The following is an 18,726-nucleotide window of genomic DNA, read 5'->3' as shown; positions in this document are numbered from 1 at the left end:
GATGCCAAATGGTCTCGGGTTCAGCCGAAGGTGAAGGCGTATGCCTGGACGCGCGGATCGAGAAACCGGATTTCGAAGGTGCGGGCTGCGACGTTGCCGGCCTGGCGAACGAGCTGGTAAAGCCGCGTTGCGGTGACCGTTCCGTTGCCGTCGGCATCGATGTCGGAGCCGTGATCGGGTCCGGGGGCCTTGCCGTCTATCCTGACCTGGAAACGGATCGGTTTGGCGTCGGCGCCGGGTCCGAGAACGAGATGCAGGTCGCGGGCGCTGAAGCGGTAGGCGATGCTGCCGCCCGGCTGGTCGAGCGTTGCTTGATCCTTACCGATGGTCCAGGTGCCGGACAGGCCCCATGCGTTGATGCCGGGCTCAGTGATGGAGTAGTTTTGCGGTCTATCGGCCTGCAGCCCTTCGGGCGAGACGAAATTCGCGGCCTGTCCATAGCCGAGGTAGGTCTCGCCGGAGCGGACATTGGCGAGATCGGGAGCGGCTTCCACGCCCTTGGCATCGGGCGCTACCGGTGGCGTTTCAGTCATCTGGCTGCCGGCTTCGCGCAGCAGATCCTGGATGGCTTTTTCAGTCCTGCTGTAATTGCCTTCGCCGAAATGGTGATACCGGATCTGGCCATTGGCATCGATCAGATAGGCGGCAGGCCAGTAGCTGTTTTCAAAGGCGCGCCAGATTTTGTAATCATTGTCGATCGCAACGGGATAGCGGATTTGAAAGTCGCCGACGGCCTTCTTGACGTTATCGATCTTCTTTTCAAAGGCAAATTCCGGAGCGTGCACGCCTATGACGACGAGTCCTTGATCGGCATATTTTTCCGCCCAAGCCCTGACATAAGGAATGGTGCGAATGCAGTTGATACAGGAATAGGTCCAGAAGTCGACGAGCACCACCTTGCCCCGCAGTTGCTCGGAGGTCAGAGGCTTCGAGTTCAGCCAGTCGACCGCGCCGTCGAACGAAGGCGCATAACCTTCGATGGGCAGATCACTGCGGAAAGGCCTCTTTGCATCGCTCGCGGGAAGGATCGCGTCATTGCTCGCCACCTCAGAGGGCGTGCCGCCGGCCGGCTTGGCGTGCAGCCTGTCCAGCACGGCCTGTTCCAGCGAGGCGGTGCTGGCATAGGAAAGGCGCGCCAGCAGGCTGGTGTCGAGACCGAGCGCGATGACGGTAACGCCTGCCAGCACGGCAGCGCCGACCACTTGGCGAATTCGGTCGCCGATGCCAAGCGAACGCTTTATCGTAGCGAAGATTTTGCCGCCGACAAGCAAGGCGACCGAAAGCGAGGTCGCAGCGCCGGCGGCATAGGCGATCAAGAGGACGGTCGTCTGCAGATTGGCGCCCTGCAATGCCGCGCCGGTCAGCACGAGGCCGAGAATCGGGCCGGCGCAGGGCGCCCAGAGGAGGCCGGTGGCGACGCCGAGGATGAGCGCGCTCTTCACTGTCGGGGCCGCGAGTCCCCCGCCACCGGCATTCATAAGATTGTTGCCGAGATTGACGATCGGGCGGGCAAGCGTGCTTGCAAAGCGCGGAGATAGCAGGCTCGCTCCGAAGAGCGCGAGCAGGACGATCGCGGCAAGGCGGCCATATTCATTGGCACGGATCGCCCAGCCGCCGCCCACCGCGGCTAGCGTGGCAACGAGCGCGAAAGTGGCGGCCATGCCCACCAGCATCGGCAGAGTGCTCTTGACGAAAGGTTGGCCGGCTCGGGCGAAGACGAAGGGGAGGATGGGGAGGATGCAGGGGCTGAGAATGGTCAGCACGCCTCCGAGATAGGCAATGATCAGCAATGTCATCATCGTTTCCTTTGAAACCGATTGATCGGGCTCTGGACGGCGATGGGCCTGAACCAGCAACGGGGCGATTTAGCCGGCCGGAGGTATCCCGGATGTGTCTGGTCTGGCGGGAAAATGTACCGAACTATTGCGCTGGGGCGTCGCCGATACAAAAGGATACAAACTGTCGTGCCGGCAGAGGCGGCGGCAGCCGGCCGGACGTCCTGCCGAGGCAGCGCGATTGTATCGGAATGTATCTCGGAAGGCGCAGGTTACACTCGCATTCAAAAAACGCAGCCTGTGACATACGGGCGATACAAGCTGAACGCTTTCTGAGCACCGTGATCCATTCGACAGGAGAAACCGATGTCAGAGCAAATCAACCACCAACGCCGCCGTTTCTTCGGCATGACGGCAATTGCGCTTGCGGCCGTCGAATTCGGCGTCGCCGGCACCGCCGCCGGCCAGCCGGTGCCGGCCTCCCCCGCAGCCTTGCCCGAGGTGAAGGCCGGAACCAACACGAGCTTCGAAGCGCTGAAGCAGATCAAGACCGATGTGCTGGATATCGGCTATGCCGAGGCGGGCAAGGCGGATGGCCCGGTCGTGTTGCTGCTGCACGGCTGGCCCTATGACATCTATAGCTTCGTCGACGTCGCGCCGCTGCTTGCCTCTGCCGGCTACAGGGTCATCGTGCCTTATCTCCGGGGCTACGGCTCGACCCGCTTCCTCCATGAAAAGACGCCGCGCAATGGCCAGCCTTCGGCTCTCGCTGCCGATATGATCGCCCTGCTCGACGCGCTTGGGATCGAAAAGGCAGTCATTGCCGGCTACGACTGGGGCGGACGGACCGCCAACATCATGGCGGCGCTGTGGCCGGAGCGCTGCAAGGCGATGGTATCGGTGAGCGGCTACCTGATCGGCAGCCAGGAAGCCAACAGGAAGCCGCTGCCACCCAAGGCTGAACTTGCCTGGTGGTACCAGTTCTATTTCGCGACCGAACGCGGGCGTCTCGGTTACGAGAGCAATACTCACGATTTCGCGAAGCTCATCTGGCAGACGGCATCGCCGAAGTGGAATTTCGACGACGCGACCTTCGACAGGTCGGCGGCCGCCTTTGACAATCCCGATCACGTTGCGATCGTCATTCACAATTATCGCTGGCGTCTGGGGCTTGTCGAAGGCGAGGCGAAGTATGATGCCTATGAGAAGAAGCTTGCTGCCTTGCCGATGATTTCGGTGCCGACGATCACGATGGAAGGTGATGCAAACGGTGCGCCGCATCCGGAGCCCTCCGCCTATGCCGGTAAATTCTCCGGCAGATACGAGCACCGCACGATCGGCGGCGGCATCGGCCATAACCTGCCGCAGGAGGCGCCGCAGGCCTTTGCCCAGGCGGTCATCGACGTCGATCGCTTCTGATTGGCGCTAGAACAGCATGATTTTAGGCCGAGACCTAAAATCTGAATCCTGTTCTAAGTTAACAGTTAGAGCATGGTGTCGTCCGAAAACAGCTCACACTTTTCCGCATCATGCTCTGGAGGCTCGTTGCTCGGGCCGGCGGAATATGCGTAGGTCGCGTCCGGCGCCTCGACATTGTGAACGAGGCGGGGCGCGGCCGTAATGGAAATGGGGCAAATATGGATCATGTCGATCACATCCTGATCGTCGACGACGATCGTGAAATCCGCGAGCTGGTCTCGGGCTATCTGCAGAAGAATGGCCTCAGGACCAGCGTTGCCGCCGACGGCCGCCAGATGCGCAGCTTTCTGGAAGCCAATGCCGTCGACCTGATCGTGCTCGACATCATGATGCCGGGCGACGATGGGTTGGTGCTGTGCCGCGAATTGCGCGCCGGCCGGCACAAGGCGATACCGATCCTGATGCTGACGGCCCGCACTGACGAGATGGACCGGATCCTGGGTTTGGAGATGGGCGCCGACGATTATCTTGCCAAGCCCTTTGCCGCACGCGAGCTTCTCGCCCGCATCAAGGCGGTGCTGCGGCGCACGCGCATGCTGCCTCCCAACTTCCAGATCAGCGAAGCGGGACAATTGCTGACCTTCGGCGATTGGCGGCTCGATACGGTCGCCCGTCACCTTCTCGACAAGGACGGGACCGCGATTGCGCTGAGCGGCGCGGAATACCGCCTGCTTCGTGTCTTCATCGACCATCCGCAGCGCGTGCTCAACCGAGACCAGCTTCTGAGCCTGACGCAGGGCCGCGACGCCGAGCTCTTCGATCGCTCGATCGATCTTCTCGTCAGCCGCCTGCGGCAGCGTCTGGGGGATGATGCGCGCGAGCCGACCTACATCAAGACAGTGCGCAGCGAAGGTTATGTCTTCTCGGTTCCCGTCGAAATTTCGGAGCCGCGCCGATGAAGGCGGGAATGTCGATCCTGTCGGGCCTGATGTGGCCGAGAACGCTCAGATCGCGGATTTTTCTGATTCTTTTGGTTGGCCTGGCCTTCGCCTATGGGCTCTCTTTCAGCGTTCTCTACATGGAGCGCTACATGTCGGCCAAGGCGGTGATGCTCGGTACGCTGGAAAATGACGTCGCAACATCGATTGCCGTTCTTGACCGGCTTCCGGCAAGTGAGCGCGGCGACCTTTTGGACTGGCTGAGCCGCGGCAACTACCGTTTCGAACTCGGGCCTGGCCTGGCCGGTGTGCCCGACAGCTCCAGCAAGGCGAGAGAGATCGCAGGAAAGATAGGGGCGGCTGCGGGGCATCGCTTTCCGATCCGAATCGAACGGATTCCGGGCGAGGTGAACCGGCTGCAGGCGCATCTGACGCTGAGCGACGGAACGCCTCTGACGATCGATGTCACACCGAGAGGCGTCATGCCGATCGCCGCATGGCTGCCCTATGTGTTCGCGATCCAGATGGCGCTGCTTATCCTCTGCACCTGGTTTGCGGTCCGCCAGGCGATCCGGCCGCTCGGCAAGCTCGCCGCTGCCGCCGATGCGCTCGATCCTGACAAGGACGGTCAGGCTTTGAGCGAAGCCGGGCCGAGCGAGGTGGCGCATGCGGCAAGAGCGTTCAATGCGATGCGGGAGAGGATCGCCCACTATCTCGAGGAACGTGTGCAGATATTGGCGGCGATCTCGCACGACCTGCAGACACCGATCACCCGCATGCGGTTGCGCGTCGACATGGCAGAGGATTCACCCGAGAAGGAAAAGCTGGTGCATGATCTCGCCGAGATCCAGCGTCTCGTCCAGGACGGTATTGCCTATGCGCGCAGCGCCCGCGGCAGCGGGGAAAAGAACGCTCGAATCGATCTCGCATCGTTCATCGACAGCATAGCCTACGACTATCAGGACACTGGAAAGGCCGTCACGGTCGTCGGGTTGGTTGAAGGCGCCGCCTTCACCAGGCCGCATGCCCTTCGCCGCATCCTGTCGAATTTCATCGACAATGCGTTGAAATTTGCCGGCGCCGCGGAGATCAGCGTCGAGCGCGGTGCTGACAACGCAGTCGTTATCAGCGTCATGGATCGCGGACCCGGCATTCCGGATGATATGCTCGAAGCCGCGATGCAGCCCTTCTTCCGGCTCGAGCACTCCCGCAACCGGGAGACAGGCGGCACAGGTCTTGGACTAGCCATCGCCCAGCAGCTGACGGCCAAGATCGGCGGATCTCTGAGGCTCTACAATCGCTCCGGCGGCGGGCTGGTGGCTGAAGTCACCATTCGGTGATGTCGGCGACCGCTGGAAACGTCGCAATGTTTTGTACGGGAAAATGTCATGCGTGCCGGATGCTACGTTCTGTGACATTTCGGCCGTTTCCAGAAACATTCCGGATATATCGGTCCGTCAAACCACGCTCCGTCAACCCGGTCGCGCAGCGGCCAGCCGCGCAGAGCGACGTAAACAAGGAGTGTTTCCATGACCAAGATCGACAAGGTTCTCTATACCGGCAGGACCCGCACCACCGGCGGGCGCGACGGCGCTTCGCTGAGCGATGACGGAGAGCTGGATATCAGGCTCTCGCCTCCCGGCAGCACCCGCCCCGGCACCAATCCCGAACAGCTTTTCGCGGCCGGCTGGTCTGCCTGCTTCATTGGCGCGATCGGCATTGCCGCCGGCAAGTTGAAGGTCAGGATTCCCACCGAAACCGCCGTGAATGCGGAGGTCGACCTCGGCACGACGGATGGCGACTACTTCCTGCAGGCCCGTCTCAAGGTCAGCTTGCCGGGCATCGAAGCGGATGTCGCAAAGGCGCTGGTGGATGAAGCGCACCGGACCTGCCCCTATTCCAAGGCGACACGCGGCAATATCCAGGTCGAACTGAGCATTGCCTGACGGGCAGGAGCCGAAACAAGGAGCGAGGCCGGTCGGGCCTCGCCGACGGAGGATCGAATGAGATTGATGATCATCTGCGTTCTCGGAGCGGCAGTATTTGCCGCGCCCTGCATCTACGACATGAGTTCGCGGGAGCCTTCGCCGCTTGTGGGCCTCGTGACCGCGGCATCGGCAGTTTCTTCGGCGCAGGCGGCCGTTCATCCGAGATCATAAGGGAGAAAGCATTGAAGCTCTATCAGAACGAAATCTCCTCAGCGACGGCGAGGGTCAGGATCGCGCTCGCCCTGAAGGGGTTGAAGGCCGAGGCATTGCCGGTCACCATTCTTGGCGAAGACGCTGAGAGCCGGCAGGCGGGATACCGCAAGATCAATCCGCAGGGGCTGGTTCCGGCCTTGCTGACGGATAGCGGTGTTCTCATCACCCAGTCGCTGGCAATCATCGAATATCTCGATGAATTTCAACCTGAGCCGCCGCTCTTGCCCGGCACGGCGGAGGGCAGGGCGCAGGCCCGCTCGATCGCGCTTGCCATCGCAGCCGAGATCCATGCGCTGCTGCCGCCGCGAATCGGCCTGCATCTCCGCGCGGTCTTCCAGGCCGATGCCGATGCCATTGCCACATGGAGCCGCCATTGGGTCGGTGAGGGAATGGCTGCTGTCGAGACGATGATCGCGGGCCGGAGGCAAGGGGCTTTCGCCATCGGAGATCGGCCGGGCATTGCCGAGATTTTCCTCTTTCCGCAGGCGGTCAGCGCCCGGCGCATGGGTTTCGATCTCGCGCAGTGGCCGAATATTTCAGAGATTGTCGCAAAGCTCCAGACGATCCCTGCTTTCCAGGAGAACGCGCCTGCGGCTAGACGGTGACGTAATCGATGAGCACGCGGCCGCTTCCTTCTTACCGATTGAATTCGGTTTGCTTCGTCCTTTTCTAGCCCTGATATTGGGCATAGGTGACGCGTTCCATCCACTCGACGATCTTGCCGTCGAGCTGTTCCTGGATCGCTATATGGCTCATCGCCGTTTGCGGCGATGAGCCATGCCAGTGGCGTTCGTCCGGGGCGAACCAGACGACGTCGCCGGTGCGGATATCTTCGATCGGTCCGCCTTCGACTGGCTTCGCTATCGCCGTTCGATCTGGCCGCTTGCGCACCACCGATCCACAGGCGGAATCATCCCATGGGGCAATTTGACATTCCTTAACGCGCCACTAATTCACCGTTGAAGCTGAAGGAAACGATGAATGAACAGTGCCGCGCCTGCCACGAAAGCCCGGACCGGTGTGTCCGGTTTGGATACAATTCTGGCAGGGGGCCTCTCCACAGGGCACGTGTTCCTACTGGAGGGGAATCCGGGAGCGGGCAAAACCACAATCGCCCTGCAGTTTTTGATCGAAGGTGCGCGGCTTGGCGAGCTGGGGCTCTACATCACGCTTTCGGAAACCGAGAGCGAATTGCGGGCCGGCGCCGCGTCGCACGGCATGGTGATCGACGGCAATATCGAGATCTTCGAGGTCGTGCCTCCCGAAAGCCTGCTCGATGCAGACCAGCAGCAGAGTCTGCTATATTCTTCGGATCTTGAACTCGGAGAGACGACGAGGGAGATTTTCGCCGCGTTCGAGCGGGTCAAGCCACGTCGCGTGGTGCTTGACAGCCTTTCCGAGATCAGGCTGCTGGCGCAAAGCTCACTCCGCTATCGCCGGCAGATCCTTGCGCTGAAGCATTATTTTGCGCGGCAGGGAGCGACGGTTCTTTTGTTGGACGATCTGACGTCCGACGTACTGGACAAGACGGTGCACAGCGTTGTCCACGGCGTGATCCATCTTGAGGAACTGGCGCCGAATTACGGCTCCGAACGCCGACGTCTGAGGATCATGAAATATCGCGGGCAGGCGTTCCGCGGTGGCTTTCACGATTTCATCATCCAGACTGGCGGCGTGGTTGTATTTCCTCGGCTCGTCGCCGCCGAACACAGGTCGAGTTACCTCCGCGATCAGATCTCCTGTGACATTCCGAAGCTGGATCTTCTTCTTGGCGGCGGCATCGAGCGGGGTTCCAGCACACTCATCCTCGGTCCAGCGGGCACGGGCAAAAGCACCTTTTCGTTTCAGTTCCTGGTTGCGGCGATCCGGCGGGGCGAAAAGGCGGCGGCCTTCATTTTCGATGAGGAGCTCGGCCTGCTCCTTGCGCGTCTGAAGGTTCTCGGAATGGACCTTGAGGCGATGAGGGACGCCGGTCAGGTCCACATCGAACAGCTCGATGCCGCCGAGCTTTCGCCAGGGGAGTTTGCCCATCGCGTGCGAGACTGCGTCGACAAATTGGGCGCAAAAACCGTTATCATCGACAGTATCAACGGATATCAAGCGTCGATGCCGGATGAGAATTCGCTGGTCCTTCACATGCATGAGCTGCTGCAATATCTGAACAGGCAAGGCGCCAACACCTTTCTCACCGTCGCCCAACACGGGCTGGTCGGGGACATGAAGGCACCCGTTGACGTCACCTATCTCGCCGATACCGTCATTCTGCTGCGTTACTTCGAGGCTGCCGGGAAGGTGCGGCGGGCCGTTTCCGTGATCAAGAAGAGGACCGGCTTCCACGAGGATACCATTCGGGAATATCGCATCGGCGCTAACGGGCTAACGCTCGGAGGACCTCTCGTGGGGTTCCAGGGCGTGCTCCGCGGCGTCCCCGAATTCATAGATACCGCAAAGTCGCTCTTGTCGACCGATGGTGGGGATAGCGGCAATTCCTAATTCCGGCAAACCGAGAGCACTGATCTACACCCCCGCTGGCCGCGATGCCTCGGTGGCGGTTTCATTGATTGATGAGGCCGGATTGGAATCGATTGCCGCCGCCGACCTTTCCGCGTTTGCCTCGTCACTCAGTGATGACATAGCGCTTGGCGTTCTGACGGAAGAAGCGGTTCGGTCGAGTGATCTGAAGGCGATCGCGTCCTGGGTTTCGGCCCAGCCGAGCTGGTCGGACCTGCCTTTCATCGTCCTCACCATGCGAGGCGGGGGGCCAGAGCGAAATCCAAGCGCAGCCAGACTTTCCGAAGTGCTTGGCAACGTCACCTTCCTGGAAAGGCCGTTTCATCCGACCTCCTTCATTAGTATTATCCGAACAGCTTTGAAGGGACGGCATCGCCAGTATGAGGCGCGTGCCCAGCTCGAGGCTCTTAGTGAAGGAGAGCGTCGGCTGCAGACCGCGCTCGTTGCCGGTCGGCTCGGGGCATGGGAGCTGGAACTATCTTCGAAGGCCTTGTCGGTCTCGCCGACCTGCAAGGAGATTTTCGGCCGAGGTGCCGACGACGATGTCACCTACGACGATTTGATTGAAAGCATCCACCCCGAGGACCGGCCCGTTGTGGAGGCGCGCCTGCGCCAGACCATCGACACTGGACGTGACTACTCCATCGAGCACAGAACGATATGGCCGGATGGATCGCTACATTGGACCGAGGTCCATGCGCAGCTCTATACCGACAGATATGGTTCCGCCAGGAAACTTGTCGGCGTCTGCTCCGATACCACCACCCGGAAGACCGCCGAGGATGATCTGAGACGGCTGAACGAAACCCTCGAAGAGCGCGTCAAGGAACGGACCAGGGAGGTCAACACCGCGCATCAGACCCTGCTCGAGGAGGTGGCCCAGCGTGAGCGAGCCGAGGAGCAGCTTCGCCAATCACAAAAAATGGAAGCGATCGGCCAGCTCACGGGTGGTGTCGCACATGATTTCAATAATCTGCTGATGGTCGTTCTTGGGAACCTGGAGCTGCTGGGCAAACATGTCGCCGGAGATGCCAAGGCGATGCGTCTGGTCGATGGCGCACTGCAGGGCGCGCGTCGGGGTGCTGCGCTCACTCAGCGGCTGCTGGCCTTTGCCAGACAGCAGGACCTGCAGGTCAGGCCCGTCGATCTGGCCGAGCTGGTGACCGGAATGCACGATCTGCTGCAGCGTTCGGTCGGGTCCTCGATCAACATCGAAACCATTCTGCCGGCGGCGTTGCCGCCGGCGCTGGTTGATGCGAACCAGCTCGAACTGGCGCTGCTCAACCTTGCCGTCAACGCGCGCGATGCGATGCCGGAGGGTGGAAGGCTGGCGATATCGCTCCGTGAGGAACAGGTTATCGGCAATGATGGCGGTCTCGGGGAGGGAAGCTATCTCGTGTTGGCGGTGGCCGACAGCGGCACCGGCATGGATGCGGAGACGCTGAAAAAGGCGGTCGATCCGTTTTTTTCGACCAAGGAGGTCGGAAAGGGCACTGGTCTGGGCCTGTCGATGATCCACGGGCTTGCCGTTCAGCTCAACGGCGCTCTTGTCCTGACAAGCGAGCTCGGCATAGGAACGACCGCAGAGCTGTGGCTTCCGGCGACAGAACGGCCCCCTGAGCGTCCGGCCGAAGAATTGCCAGCCCCAGAGGCCTCGCCCGGGCTGAAGATACTTCTGGTGGATGACGATACGCTGATTGCCATGAGTTCCGCCGATATGCTCGAAGATCTCGGCCATGAGGTCGTCGAGGCAAATTCCGGTTCGGAGGCGCTCGCTTTGATCAGGAGCGGTCAACACTTCGACCTGATGATTACCGATTATTCGATGCCGGGCATGACCGGCGCACAGCTTGCTCAGTCCGCGCGGAACATGCTTCCGACTCTCCCGATCGTCCTGGCAACTGGTTATGCCGAGCTTCCCGCCGGCACAGATATCGATCTTCCGCGATTGGGAAAGCCCTATAATCAAGCGCAGCTTGCCAAGGAAATCACCAAGGCAATTGCAGGCGAAACCACTCCGATCTTGGGATCCAGCCGCATCGCAACCGCTTCAGTGCCTCGCTTGGCCAAGGCCGACGACCGTCGCGATGAAATCGGCGATGGCGTCCGTGTCATCTAGATCGAAGACCGGCAGGGCCGTATCCGCCACGGCATGATCGGCGGCGATGGCGCAGATATGAGGATCGGTCGGTGCCAGCGGCTGACGATTGGCGGCTTCAAGGCGACGAGCCTCGATCTTCGGAATAGGCTCGCGCTTGTAGCCCTCGATCAGGACGAGATCACAGGGGGCAAGGCGGGCGAGGATCTCCTCGAATTCGGGTTCGGGGGCGCCGCGTAATTCGTGCATGATGGCGTAGCGCGTGCCGGACACGATGGTGACCTCGTGGGCGCCGGCCTGGCGGTGGCGGTAGCTATCGGCTCCCACCTTGTCGATGTCGAAATCATGATGAGCGTGCTTGATCGTCGAGATCCGGTAGCCTCGGCGGGTGAACTCCGTTACCAGCCGGACGGCAAGCCCGGTCTTGCCCGAATTCTTCCAGCCGGCGATGCCGAAGATTTTTGGTGCTGTCATGCGCGAAGGGCCTCCAGCCAGCGTTCCGCCTCGATGAGATCATCCGGCGTATTGATGTTGAAGAAAGGGTCGAGCAGGCTGGCGCGGGTCGGATGCAGGGGAAAGGCCACTTGCGTAACGTCATGCCGCAACAGGAAGTCGCGCACGCGGCGTTTTTCGTCGATGGCCAACCAGGTTTCCAGATCAGCGGCAAGCGTCACCGGCCAGAGCCCGAAGACCGGATGGCTGCGGCCCTCGGAGGCGGCAATGGCGATCTGCAAAGGATGCTCGAGCGCTGCTGACAGGCGGGCGACGAGATCGGTGGGGAAGAACGGGCAATCCACCGAAACGGTAACGACGTGGGTAACCGAGGGAAGGCCGGCCGCATAGATCATTGCCGCATGGATGCCGGCCATCGGCCCGGCCTTGCCGGGAAAACGGTCGGGGATGACCGGCACGTGCTCGGTGGCGGCATCGGCGTTGACGGCAACGGAGATGACCTGCTGCGAGAGACGGACCAGCACATGGTGGAGCAAGCTCTCTGTTCCAAGCGTCACCTCCGCCTTGTCGCGGCCCATGCGTTGCGAGCGGCCGCCGGCGAGCACGACGCCCGCTATATCTGACCTGTCGAGCGAAAAACCAGTCATCATCCTGCCTCAAACCGGCGAGCGCGGCGCCGATTCCTGCGCGATCGGCGATACGCGGCGTTTGGCCTCACGATAGAACGTATAGAGGCCGGAAGCGATGACGATCGCAGCGCCCACGAGCGTCCACCTGTCGGGCACTTCGGCGAAAAAGACGAGTCCGAGCAGCGAGGAGAAGATCAGGCTGGTATAGCGGAAGGGTGCAACGAAGGAGATTTCGCCGGTGCGCATGGCAAGGATGACCGACTGGTATCCGACGAGCACCAGGACCGAGGCGAGCAGGAGATGTCCAAGCGCGCTGGCGCTGACCGGCTGCCAGCCACCGAGCACCGGAATGAGCAGGGCGCCGAAGAAGGAGGCGGATACGGCTGTGATGACTGTTATCATCAGCGAGGGGATGTCCGGGTTGATGGTTCGGGTGGCGAGATCGCGTCCGGCCGTCGTCAGCACTGCGCTGACGCAAAGAAGGGCAGCGGCGGTAAAGCCCTCTGGACCGGGTCGGATGATGACCATCACCCCGACGAGGCCGACGAGGATCGCTGACCAACGCCGCCAGCCGACCGGCTCGTTGAAGAAGAGTGCCGCGCCAAAAGTGACGACCAGCGGCAGCGACTGCAGGATCGCCGAGGCATTGGCGATCGGCATCATGCCGAGCGCGGTGATATAGGTAACGGCCGAGAGCATTTCGCAGATGATCCGGAGGATGATCATCGGCTGCAGCACGATGCGCCAGGAGCGCAGCGCGCCCATTTTCCACGCGATCAGATAGACGAGCAGGCTGGTAAACAGGCCGCGCAGGAACATGATCTCGCCGGCATTCATATAGGCGATCACCGATTTGGACAGAGCGTCGCTTGCGGAAAAGCCGGCCATCGCCAAGCTCATATAGATGGCGCCCTCAGTATTACGTGACCGCGGCATGAAGAGATTCCCTTACCTGTGCGCTCCTTCTTAGTCGGGAAGATGCATGAAGGGAATCGGATGAATGTCACACTCGGGATAAATCGCTGATGCGGTGCGCAAGAGGCTGACGTTACGGCAGCACCTATGTGGAAAACCACGACAAGTGACGATTTTACCTCGCGAATTCGGCATTTCCGATACGGTCATTAGGACTTGCACCCGAACTCTGCCGCGAAGCTGATCACCGACGAAGACCATTCGCCATCAGCGACTTTTGCCTTTGCGCGCGGGAAACGGGTGGCTGTAGCGCCTTATGTCTGAGACTTGGGATGCCTCAACAACTGAGGAGAAACAAACATGACACTTCTGAACGATAAGGTCGCGATCATCACCGGCGCAAGCTCCGGCATCGGCCGCGCAGCCGCTAAGGTCTTTGCACGGGAAGGTGCGAAGCTGGTGATCAACGGCCGTCGGCAGGATGCGCTAGATGCCGTCGTCGCCAATATCGAGGCGGAGGGCGGAAGCGCTGTCGCCGTAGCCGGCGATGTCAGGGACGAGGCGCTGCAGGCGAGTCTCGTCGAAACAGTGGTCTCGCGTTTCGGCAGGCTCGATATAGCCTTCAACAATGCCGGCGTCGTTGGCCAGATGGTCTCTGTTGCCGGATTGTCGCTCGAGGGCTGGCGCGAGACGATCGAGACCAATCTGACGGCCGCCTTCCTTGGAGCGAAGCACCAATCGCAAGCGATGGGAGAAGGCGGAGGGTCGCTGATCTTCACTTCCACCTTCGTCGGCCATACCGCCGGCATGCCGGGCATGGGCGCTTATGCCGCCAGCAAGGCCGGCTTGATAGGTCTCGTACAGGTGCTCGCCGCCGAACTCGCCTCCCGCAACATTCGCGTCAATGCGCTGCTGCCCGGCGGAACCGATACGCCTGCCAGCATCACCAATGCGCCTGATGCGACGGCGGAAGTGCTTGCCTTCGTAAATGGGCTGCATGCGCTGAAACGCATGGCGCAGCCGGAAGAGATCGCCAATGCCGCGCTCTTTCTGGCGTCCGATCTGTCGAGCTTCGTCACCGGGACGGCGATGCTGGCGGATGGCGGGGTTTCGATCAGCCGCACATAAGTATGTCAGAGATCGAGCCACCCGCCCTCGTCCTTCGAGGCTCCGGCCTGCGGCCTAAGCACCTCAGGATGAGGGCGGATCGTGGTGCTCGTGGCTGGAGTGATCTGCGTGCCGTGTGGCTAGTGTGGTAATCAGGGCGCTACATCACGTAGACTGGAGCTCTCGCGTGATGCTCGGCCCTCCATTGAGGCAAGCCGCGATTTGTCTCCGACCTCATCCTGAGGTGCCCCGCAGGGGCCTCGAAGGACGAGGTTGACCGCCATTGCGCCGTCATTTCCGGGGCCTAGGACATAATCAAGCCGCCATCGACATTGATCGTCTGGCCGGTGATGTATGCGGCGTCGTCGCTGGCGAGGAAAGTGACCAGGCCGGCGACGTCCTCGCCGGAGCCGGCGCGTTTCATCGGGATGCCCTCAACCCATTCCTTCATCAGTTCGCCCGGACCGTAATTGCCGAGCAGCTTGCCCCAGGCCTGATCGTTATAGGCCCACATGTCGGTTTCGATGATGCCGGGGCAGAAGGCGTTGACGGTGATTTTTTCGGTCGCGACTTCCTTGGCGAGGCTCTGGGTGATGCCGACGACCCCCATTTTCGAGGCGGCATAATGCGGCGTGAAGATGAAGCCGTCGCGGGCCTGGCCGGAGGCGGTGTTGATGATGCGGCCACCGCGCTTGTGCTTGCGTATTCTTGCAATGGCCTCCTGGGCGCAGAGGAAGACGCCCTTGGTGTTGACGGCCATGACCTTGTCCCACTCATTTTCAGTGAGATTTTCGACGCGAGCGATGGTGATGACACCGGCATTCTGGATCGAGACGTCGACTGCGCCGAACTCCTGTTCGGCGGCATCGTAGAGCGCGACGACGCTCGCCTTGTCGGTGACATCGCCGATAAAAGAGATCGCCTTGCCGCCTTCCGCCCTGATCCCTTCGGCAATGCCGTGGACGAGATCCTCATTGGCGGAGACGACGAGATTGGCGCCCTCGCGCGCAAAGCGCCTAGCGATGGCAGCGCCGATGCCGCGGCTTCCCCCTGTAATGACGACAGTTTTTTGATCAAAGCGTTTCATAGTCTTTCCTCGTATTCTGACATAAACAGCAAATCTCGGCGCGGCCGATCCTGCTCTTATTGTTTGGAGCTGAAGCGGCTGCTTGGCGTGAAGGGCGGGCAGACAACGATATTGCACGTCGTCATGCCCGTTAGTCCCGTCAGCACCTCGGTCTCAGCCAGGGAGGGAGCGAGACCGTTCATTTTCCAACGGCCGGCTCACCAGCAGCAGAAGCCGCCATCGACGAGAAGGTCGACGCCAGTCACGAAACTTGCCGCATTCGACAGCAGGAAGACCGCCGGCCCCACCATCTCGTCGACTGTCGCCATGCGCTGCATCGGCGTCTGCTCTTCGAAGAGCTTGGTCTGGTGGACCATCTCCGGCCGGGTGTTCATCGGCGTTGCCGTGTATCCGGGGGAGATGGTGTTGACGCGGATGCCGCGGCCGACCCATTCCATGGCCAAGGACTTCGACATATGGATGACGCCCGCCTTGGAGGCGTTGTAATGCGCCTGGCTCAGCCCCCGGTTCACGATCACACCGGACATCGAGGCGATGTTGACGATGGAGCCGCGTCCATTCTTCAACATGGCGCGGGCCTCGGCCTGGCAGGAAAGGAATATGCCTTTGAGGTTGATATCCATCAGCGTTTGATATTGATCCTCCTCCATCTGTTCCGCCGGGTTGGCGTTAGCGATGCCGGCAGCGTTGACCGCAAGCGTCAGCGCGCCGAGATCCGCTTCGGTGCGTGCTACCGCATCTGCAAGCGAGGTTTTGCTCGTGACGTCAGCGGCGATCTCGATCGAGCGGCGGCCGGCGGTGCGAATATGTTCAGCCGTCCTGGCAAGTCCGTCGTCGGTCCGGCGGTCGAGCAGCGCCACGTCGGCACCGCATTGCGCGAGGCCGATGGCAATGCGCTGCCCAATGCCGCTTCCGGCGCCTGTGACGATGGCCACCTGGCCGCTGAGATCGAAAAGCTTCGGGGCGTTCAGAGTGATGTCGGACACCGCTCTTCCTTTCTCTGTCTGTTTTGTTTTCACGCAATTCCTGACGCAAAACCGCTGCACACTTTTGCTGGAATTGCTTTAGATGGTCGCTAACTCCATGACCGAGACGTCGTTTGCCTGGTCACGATCGAGGATGCCTGCCTGCTTGCCCTGGGCAAGCACGAGAATGCGGTTGGAGATTCCGAGAACCTCCTCGAGGTCCGAGCTTACGACGATGACCGCCACCCCCTGTTTGGCGAGATTGACGATGATGTCATAGATGCCGGCGCGGGCGCCGACGTCGATGCCTCTCGTCGGTTCGTCGAGGACCACGACCTTGGGATCGCGCAAGAGCCACTTCGCGATCACGACCTTCTGCTGGTTGCCGCCGGAGAGATCGGAGGCGTATTGCTCGGCGCGGCCCTTGACGCCGAACTTGGCAACTGCCTTTTCCGCGAAGGAGCGCTTGAGGCGCGGCGTGATCCAGCCACCGCCGAGTTTATCCAGATTGGCGTAGATGATGTTTTCGCTAATCCGGTGGCCGACGATGAGGCCCTGCTCCTTGCGGTCTTCCGGAACCATTACGATGCCCTTGGCGATGGCGTCGGCCGGATCACGCAGCCTGAGTTCCTCGCCTTCCAGCCTGATCGAGCCGGCACTGATCGGATCCGCGCCCGAAATCGCCCGCACCAGTTCGGTGCGGCCGGCGCCGACCAATCCGGCGATGCCGAGAATTTCTCCGGCCCGAACCTCGAAACTGACGTCCCGGAACGAATTGTCAGGCGAGCTCAGGCCGGAGACTTGGAGTACAGGGCGCTCGGTCGGAACGGGCAGGGTGGGGAACAGGCGATCAAGCGGGCGTCCCACCATGCTCTCGACAATCGTTCGCACCGGGGTCGCGCTGTCCGAAAATTCCTGCACCCGCTCGCCGTCGCGAAGAACGACGATGCGGTCGGTAATCTGCTTGATCTCTTCCATGCGGTGGGAAATGTAGATGATGCCCACGCCTTCCGAGCGAAGCTTGCGAACCTGTTCGAACAGAGCTTCCGTCTCGGCGCCGCCAAGGGCGGCCGTCGGTTCATCGAGGATCAGGAGCTTGGCGTTGAGAGCCAGCGCCTTGGCGATCTCGATGAGCTGTTGATTTGCGGTGGAAAGGCCGGCGACCATCCGCGTTGCCGGTATATGGAGGTTCAAGCGCGCGAGCTGGTCTTGGGCCCGGCGGACCATCTGAGCCCGGTCGACGACACCGTTCTTCATCGGCCAGCGTCCGATGAAGACGTTTTCGGCGATCGACAGCTGCGGCAGAAGCTGCAGTTCCTGGTGGATCAGCACAACGCCCTTGTCGATCGCTTCCCGCGGGGTGACCGGGGCATAAGGCTGCCCCAGCCATGTCATCGATCCCTCGGAGGGTGTGCGTGAGCCGGCAATGATGCCCGACAGCGTCGACTTGCCCGCTCCGTTTTCCCCGAGAAGCGCAACCACTTCACCGGGATGGACGTCCAGGCTGACATTCTTCAGCACCTGGAGCGGTCCATACCACTTGGATATGCCCCTCAGGGAAAGAACTGGATCAGTCACGGCACACCTCCTCAAGACCTCGACTTCATTACGGATGGTTGGCGATGAAGCCTGCGACGTTTTCCTTGGTTGTCAGCGTGGCATCCAGGAGCTGTACCGGGGGTACCTTTTCGCCGGCGATAAGCTTGGCGGCATTTTCGACCGCGTCGCGGCCCATCTTCTGCGTCTGCTGGGTTGCCGTTACGTTGAAGACGCCCTTGCTGAGGGCTTCGAGAGCCGCGGTGTCGCCATCGAAGCCGCCGACCACGATCTTCTGCGAGGGGTTTGCGACCTTGATCGCCTGAGCGGCGCCAAGCGCGAGGCCATCGGCCTGTGCGAAGACGATCGAGACATCAGGATTTGCCTGCAGCATGTTCTGCATGATCTGGAAACCTTCGTCCTGGCTCCAGATGTTCGAATATTGCTCGGCGACGACCTTCACATCCGGATAGGCCTTGAGCGATTCAGCGCAGCCCTTGGAGCGGTCGACTTCCGGGGTCGTGCCCTTCTGGCCGTGGATGATGACCATCTTACCCTTGCCGCCGGCTTCTTTCAGAATGTAGTCGCATACCGCCTTGGCCGATGCGACGGAATCCGTTGCGAGGAACGTATCTCCCGGCGCGCCCTCGGCGTTGCGGTCGACGTTGACCACCGGAATGCCGGCGTTCTTCGCGAGCTTGACCGGAACGGTCGCAGCGGCGGCACCTGCCGGAATGTAGATCAGCGCGTCGATCTTCTGGGTCAGAAGATCCTGAATTTGGTTGACCTGCGTCGGCCCGTCGCCCTTTGCATCGACCGTGATGACTTCGATGCCGCGCTTCTTGGCTTCGGCCTCGACCGATTGCTTGATCTGGTTGAAGAAGTTTGCCTGAAGGTTGGCGACGGCCAATCCAAGTTTCTTCAGCTCCGCCGCGTGGACGGGACCGAGCATGAGACCGAGCAGTGCAGCGGACGCAAGCATGGTGCGCGCAATTTTCATTGTAGTTCCTCCGTTTTTGATGGAACCCTAGGGTATGTCCTCCCCCTCGGGTGATTGCTCCGCCCCGAATTTCCGGGACGGAATTCCGTGCC

General features: G+C 61.2%; 17 protein-coding genes and 1 pseudogene. 8 read left to right on the top strand and 10 right to left on the bottom strand.

Annotated features, from left to right (window positions below; translation table 11 throughout):
• Positions 1-20: 20 nt before the first annotated feature.
• Positions 21-1,796, bottom strand: coding sequence for a cytochrome c biogenesis protein DipZ (locus FFR93_RS26640; protein ID WP_138395366.1), 1,776 nt, complete (start codon positions 1,794-1,796; stop codon positions 21-23).
• Positions 1,797-2,141: 345 nt separating this feature from the next.
• Here FFR93_RS26640 and FFR93_RS26635 point away from each other — a divergent pair, with 345 nt between their 5' ends.
• On the top strand, positions 2,142-3,194 hold the full coding sequence (locus tag FFR93_RS26635; protein ID WP_138395365.1) for an alpha/beta hydrolase: 1,053 nt from the start codon (positions 2,142-2,144) through the stop codon (positions 3,192-3,194).
• A 65-nt stretch (positions 3,195-3,259) separates the two neighbouring features.
• On the opposite strand, the gene FFR93_RS41045 is transcribed toward FFR93_RS26635, so the two are convergent.
• The gene (locus FFR93_RS41045) at positions 3,260-3,421 is read right to left on the bottom strand and encodes a hypothetical protein (protein ID WP_171049264.1); all 162 of its coding nucleotides are present in this window, start codon (positions 3,419-3,421) and stop codon (positions 3,260-3,262) included.
• On the opposite strand from FFR93_RS41045, the gene FFR93_RS26630 reads away from it, so the two are divergent.
• From FFR93_RS26630 to maiA, 4 genes are all read left to right on the top strand, one after another.
• On the top strand, positions 3,413-4,153 hold the full coding sequence (locus FFR93_RS26630; protein WP_138395364.1) for a response regulator: 741 nt from the start codon (positions 3,413-3,415) through the stop codon (positions 4,151-4,153). The two genes, FFR93_RS41045 and FFR93_RS26630, sit on opposite strands and share 9 nt — an antisense overlap.
• Positions 4,150-5,472, top strand: a complete 1,323-nt coding sequence (locus FFR93_RS26625) for a HAMP domain-containing sensor histidine kinase (RefSeq protein WP_138395363.1) — start codon at positions 4,150-4,152, stop codon at positions 5,470-5,472. The genes FFR93_RS26630 and FFR93_RS26625 overlap by 4 nt, the downstream gene beginning before the upstream one ends.
• A 189-nt stretch (positions 5,473-5,661) precedes the next feature.
• Positions 5,662-6,078, top strand: a complete 417-nt coding sequence (locus FFR93_RS26620; RefSeq protein WP_138395362.1) for an organic hydroperoxide resistance protein — start codon at positions 5,662-5,664, stop codon at positions 6,076-6,078.
• Between the two features lie 224 nt (positions 6,079-6,302).
• A complete protein-coding gene (gene maiA, locus FFR93_RS26615; RefSeq protein WP_138395361.1) occupies positions 6,303-6,938 on the top strand; it encodes a maleylacetoacetate isomerase in 636 nt (211 codons plus the stop codon).
• Positions 6,939-7,002: 64 nt separating this feature from the next.
• Here the strand turns inward: maiA and FFR93_RS26610 are convergent.
• Positions 7,003-7,182, bottom strand: a pseudogene (locus tag FFR93_RS26610) (cupin domain-containing protein); the annotation flags it as partial.
• A 132-nt stretch (positions 7,183-7,314) separates the two neighbouring features.
• Here FFR93_RS26610 and FFR93_RS26605 point away from each other — a divergent pair.
• Both FFR93_RS26605 and FFR93_RS26600 read left to right on the top strand, forming a co-directional pair.
• Entirely contained in the window at positions 7,315-8,826 is a 1,512-nt protein-coding gene (locus tag FFR93_RS26605; protein WP_138395360.1) for an ATPase domain-containing protein, read from the top strand.
• Entirely contained in the window at positions 8,801-10,963 is a 2,163-nt protein-coding gene (locus FFR93_RS26600; protein WP_138395359.1) for a hybrid sensor histidine kinase/response regulator, read from the top strand. Before FFR93_RS26605 ends, FFR93_RS26600 begins: the two co-directional genes overlap by 26 nt.
• Here the strand turns inward: FFR93_RS26600 and mobB are convergent.
• The 3 genes from mobB to FFR93_RS26585 are packed head-to-tail and all read right to left on the bottom strand — an operon-like array spanning position 10,895 to position 12,960.
• Positions 10,895-11,416 (bottom strand): molybdopterin-guanine dinucleotide biosynthesis protein B, encoded by a 522-nt coding sequence (mobB, locus tag FFR93_RS26595; protein ID WP_138395358.1) that lies wholly within the window; start codon positions 11,414-11,416, stop codon positions 10,895-10,897. The genes FFR93_RS26600 and mobB overlap by 69 nt on opposite strands.
• The gene (mobA, locus tag FFR93_RS26590; protein WP_138395357.1) at positions 11,413-12,042 is read right to left on the bottom strand and encodes a molybdenum cofactor guanylyltransferase MobA; all 630 of its coding nucleotides are present in this window, start codon (positions 12,040-12,042) and stop codon (positions 11,413-11,415) included. The genes mobB and mobA overlap by 4 nt, the downstream gene beginning before the upstream one ends.
• Positions 12,043-12,051: 9 nt before the next feature.
• Positions 12,052-12,960, bottom strand: coding sequence for a DMT family transporter (locus FFR93_RS26585; RefSeq protein WP_138395356.1), 909 nt, complete (start codon positions 12,958-12,960; stop codon positions 12,052-12,054).
• Between the two features lie 339 nt (positions 12,961-13,299).
• On the opposite strand from FFR93_RS26585, the gene FFR93_RS26580 reads away from it, so the two are divergent.
• Positions 13,300-14,067, top strand: coding sequence for an SDR family oxidoreductase (locus FFR93_RS26580; protein ID WP_138395355.1), 768 nt, complete (start codon positions 13,300-13,302; stop codon positions 14,065-14,067).
• Positions 14,068-14,350: 283 nt separating this feature from the next.
• On the opposite strand, the gene FFR93_RS26575 is transcribed toward FFR93_RS26580, so the two are convergent.
• The 4 genes from FFR93_RS26575 to FFR93_RS26560 all read right to left on the bottom strand — a co-directional run bounded on the left by FFR93_RS26575 (position 14,351) and on the right by FFR93_RS26560 (position 18,634).
• Complete coding sequence (locus FFR93_RS26575; RefSeq protein ID WP_138395354.1) at positions 14,351-15,133, bottom strand: SDR family oxidoreductase; 783 nt, start codon at positions 15,131-15,133, stop codon at positions 14,351-14,353.
• Positions 15,134-15,330: 197 nt separating this feature from the next.
• Positions 15,331-16,119 carry an SDR family oxidoreductase gene (locus FFR93_RS26570; protein ID WP_138395353.1) on the bottom strand — a complete coding sequence of 263 codons (789 nt, stop codon included), beginning with the start codon at positions 16,117-16,119 and terminating at the stop codon, positions 15,331-15,333.
• A gap of 78 nt (positions 16,120-16,197) precedes the next feature.
• Positions 16,198-17,676 carry a sugar ABC transporter ATP-binding protein gene (locus FFR93_RS26565; protein ID WP_138395352.1) on the bottom strand — a complete coding sequence of 493 codons (1,479 nt, stop codon included), beginning with the start codon at positions 17,674-17,676 and terminating at the stop codon, positions 16,198-16,200.
• A 28-nt stretch (positions 17,677-17,704) separates the two neighbouring features.
• A complete protein-coding gene (locus tag FFR93_RS26560) occupies positions 17,705-18,634 on the bottom strand; it encodes a sugar ABC transporter substrate-binding protein (RefSeq protein WP_138395351.1) in 930 nt (309 codons plus the stop codon).
• Positions 18,635-18,726 lie beyond the last annotated feature (92 nt).

Source organism: Rhizobium sp. MHM7A, assembly GCF_005862215.1.
In the GTDB taxonomy this organism is placed as follows: Bacteria; Pseudomonadota; Alphaproteobacteria; order Rhizobiales; family Rhizobiaceae; genus Rhizobium; species Rhizobium bangladeshense.
Note: the sequence above shows the minus strand (reverse complement) of the source record. Positions and strands in the feature narration are given on the sequence as shown.

Excerpts from the sequence above, each read along its gene's own strand:
- FFR93_RS26640 (WP_138395366.1), bottom strand. The coding sequence starts at position 1,796 with ATGACATTGCTGATCATTGCCTATCTCGGAGGCGTGCTGACCATTCTC.
- FFR93_RS26635 (WP_138395365.1), top strand. The coding sequence starts at position 2,142 with ATGTCAGAGCAAATCAACCACCAACGCCGCCGTTTCTTCGGCATGACG.
- FFR93_RS26630 (WP_138395364.1), top strand. The coding sequence starts at position 3,413 with ATGGATCATGTCGATCACATCCTGATCGTCGACGACGATCGTGAAATC.
- FFR93_RS41045 (WP_171049264.1), bottom strand. The coding sequence starts at position 3,421 with ATGATCCATATTTGCCCCATTTCCATTACGGCCGCGCCCCGCCTCGTT.
- FFR93_RS26625 (WP_138395363.1), top strand. The coding sequence starts at position 4,150 with ATGAAGGCGGGAATGTCGATCCTGTCGGGCCTGATGTGGCCGAGAACG.
- FFR93_RS26620 (WP_138395362.1), top strand. The coding sequence starts at position 5,662 with ATGACCAAGATCGACAAGGTTCTCTATACCGGCAGGACCCGCACCACC.
- FFR93_RS26605 (WP_138395360.1), top strand. The coding sequence starts at position 7,315 with ATGAACAGTGCCGCGCCTGCCACGAAAGCCCGGACCGGTGTGTCCGGT.
- FFR93_RS26600 (WP_138395359.1), top strand. The coding sequence starts at position 8,801 with ATGGTGGGGATAGCGGCAATTCCTAATTCCGGCAAACCGAGAGCACTG.
- mobB (WP_138395358.1), bottom strand. The coding sequence starts at position 11,416 with ATGACAGCACCAAAAATCTTCGGCATCGCCGGCTGGAAGAATTCGGGC.
- mobA (WP_138395357.1), bottom strand. The coding sequence starts at position 12,042 with ATGACTGGTTTTTCGCTCGACAGGTCAGATATAGCGGGCGTCGTGCTC.
- FFR93_RS26585 (WP_138395356.1), bottom strand. The coding sequence starts at position 12,960 with ATGCCGCGGTCACGTAATACTGAGGGCGCCATCTATATGAGCTTGGCG.
- FFR93_RS26580 (WP_138395355.1), top strand. The coding sequence starts at position 13,300 with ATGACACTTCTGAACGATAAGGTCGCGATCATCACCGGCGCAAGCTCC.
- FFR93_RS26575 (WP_138395354.1), bottom strand. The coding sequence starts at position 15,133 with ATGAAACGCTTTGATCAAAAAACTGTCGTCATTACAGGGGGAAGCCGC.
- FFR93_RS26560 (WP_138395351.1), bottom strand. The coding sequence starts at position 18,634 with ATGAAAATTGCGCGCACCATGCTTGCGTCCGCTGCACTGCTCGGTCTC.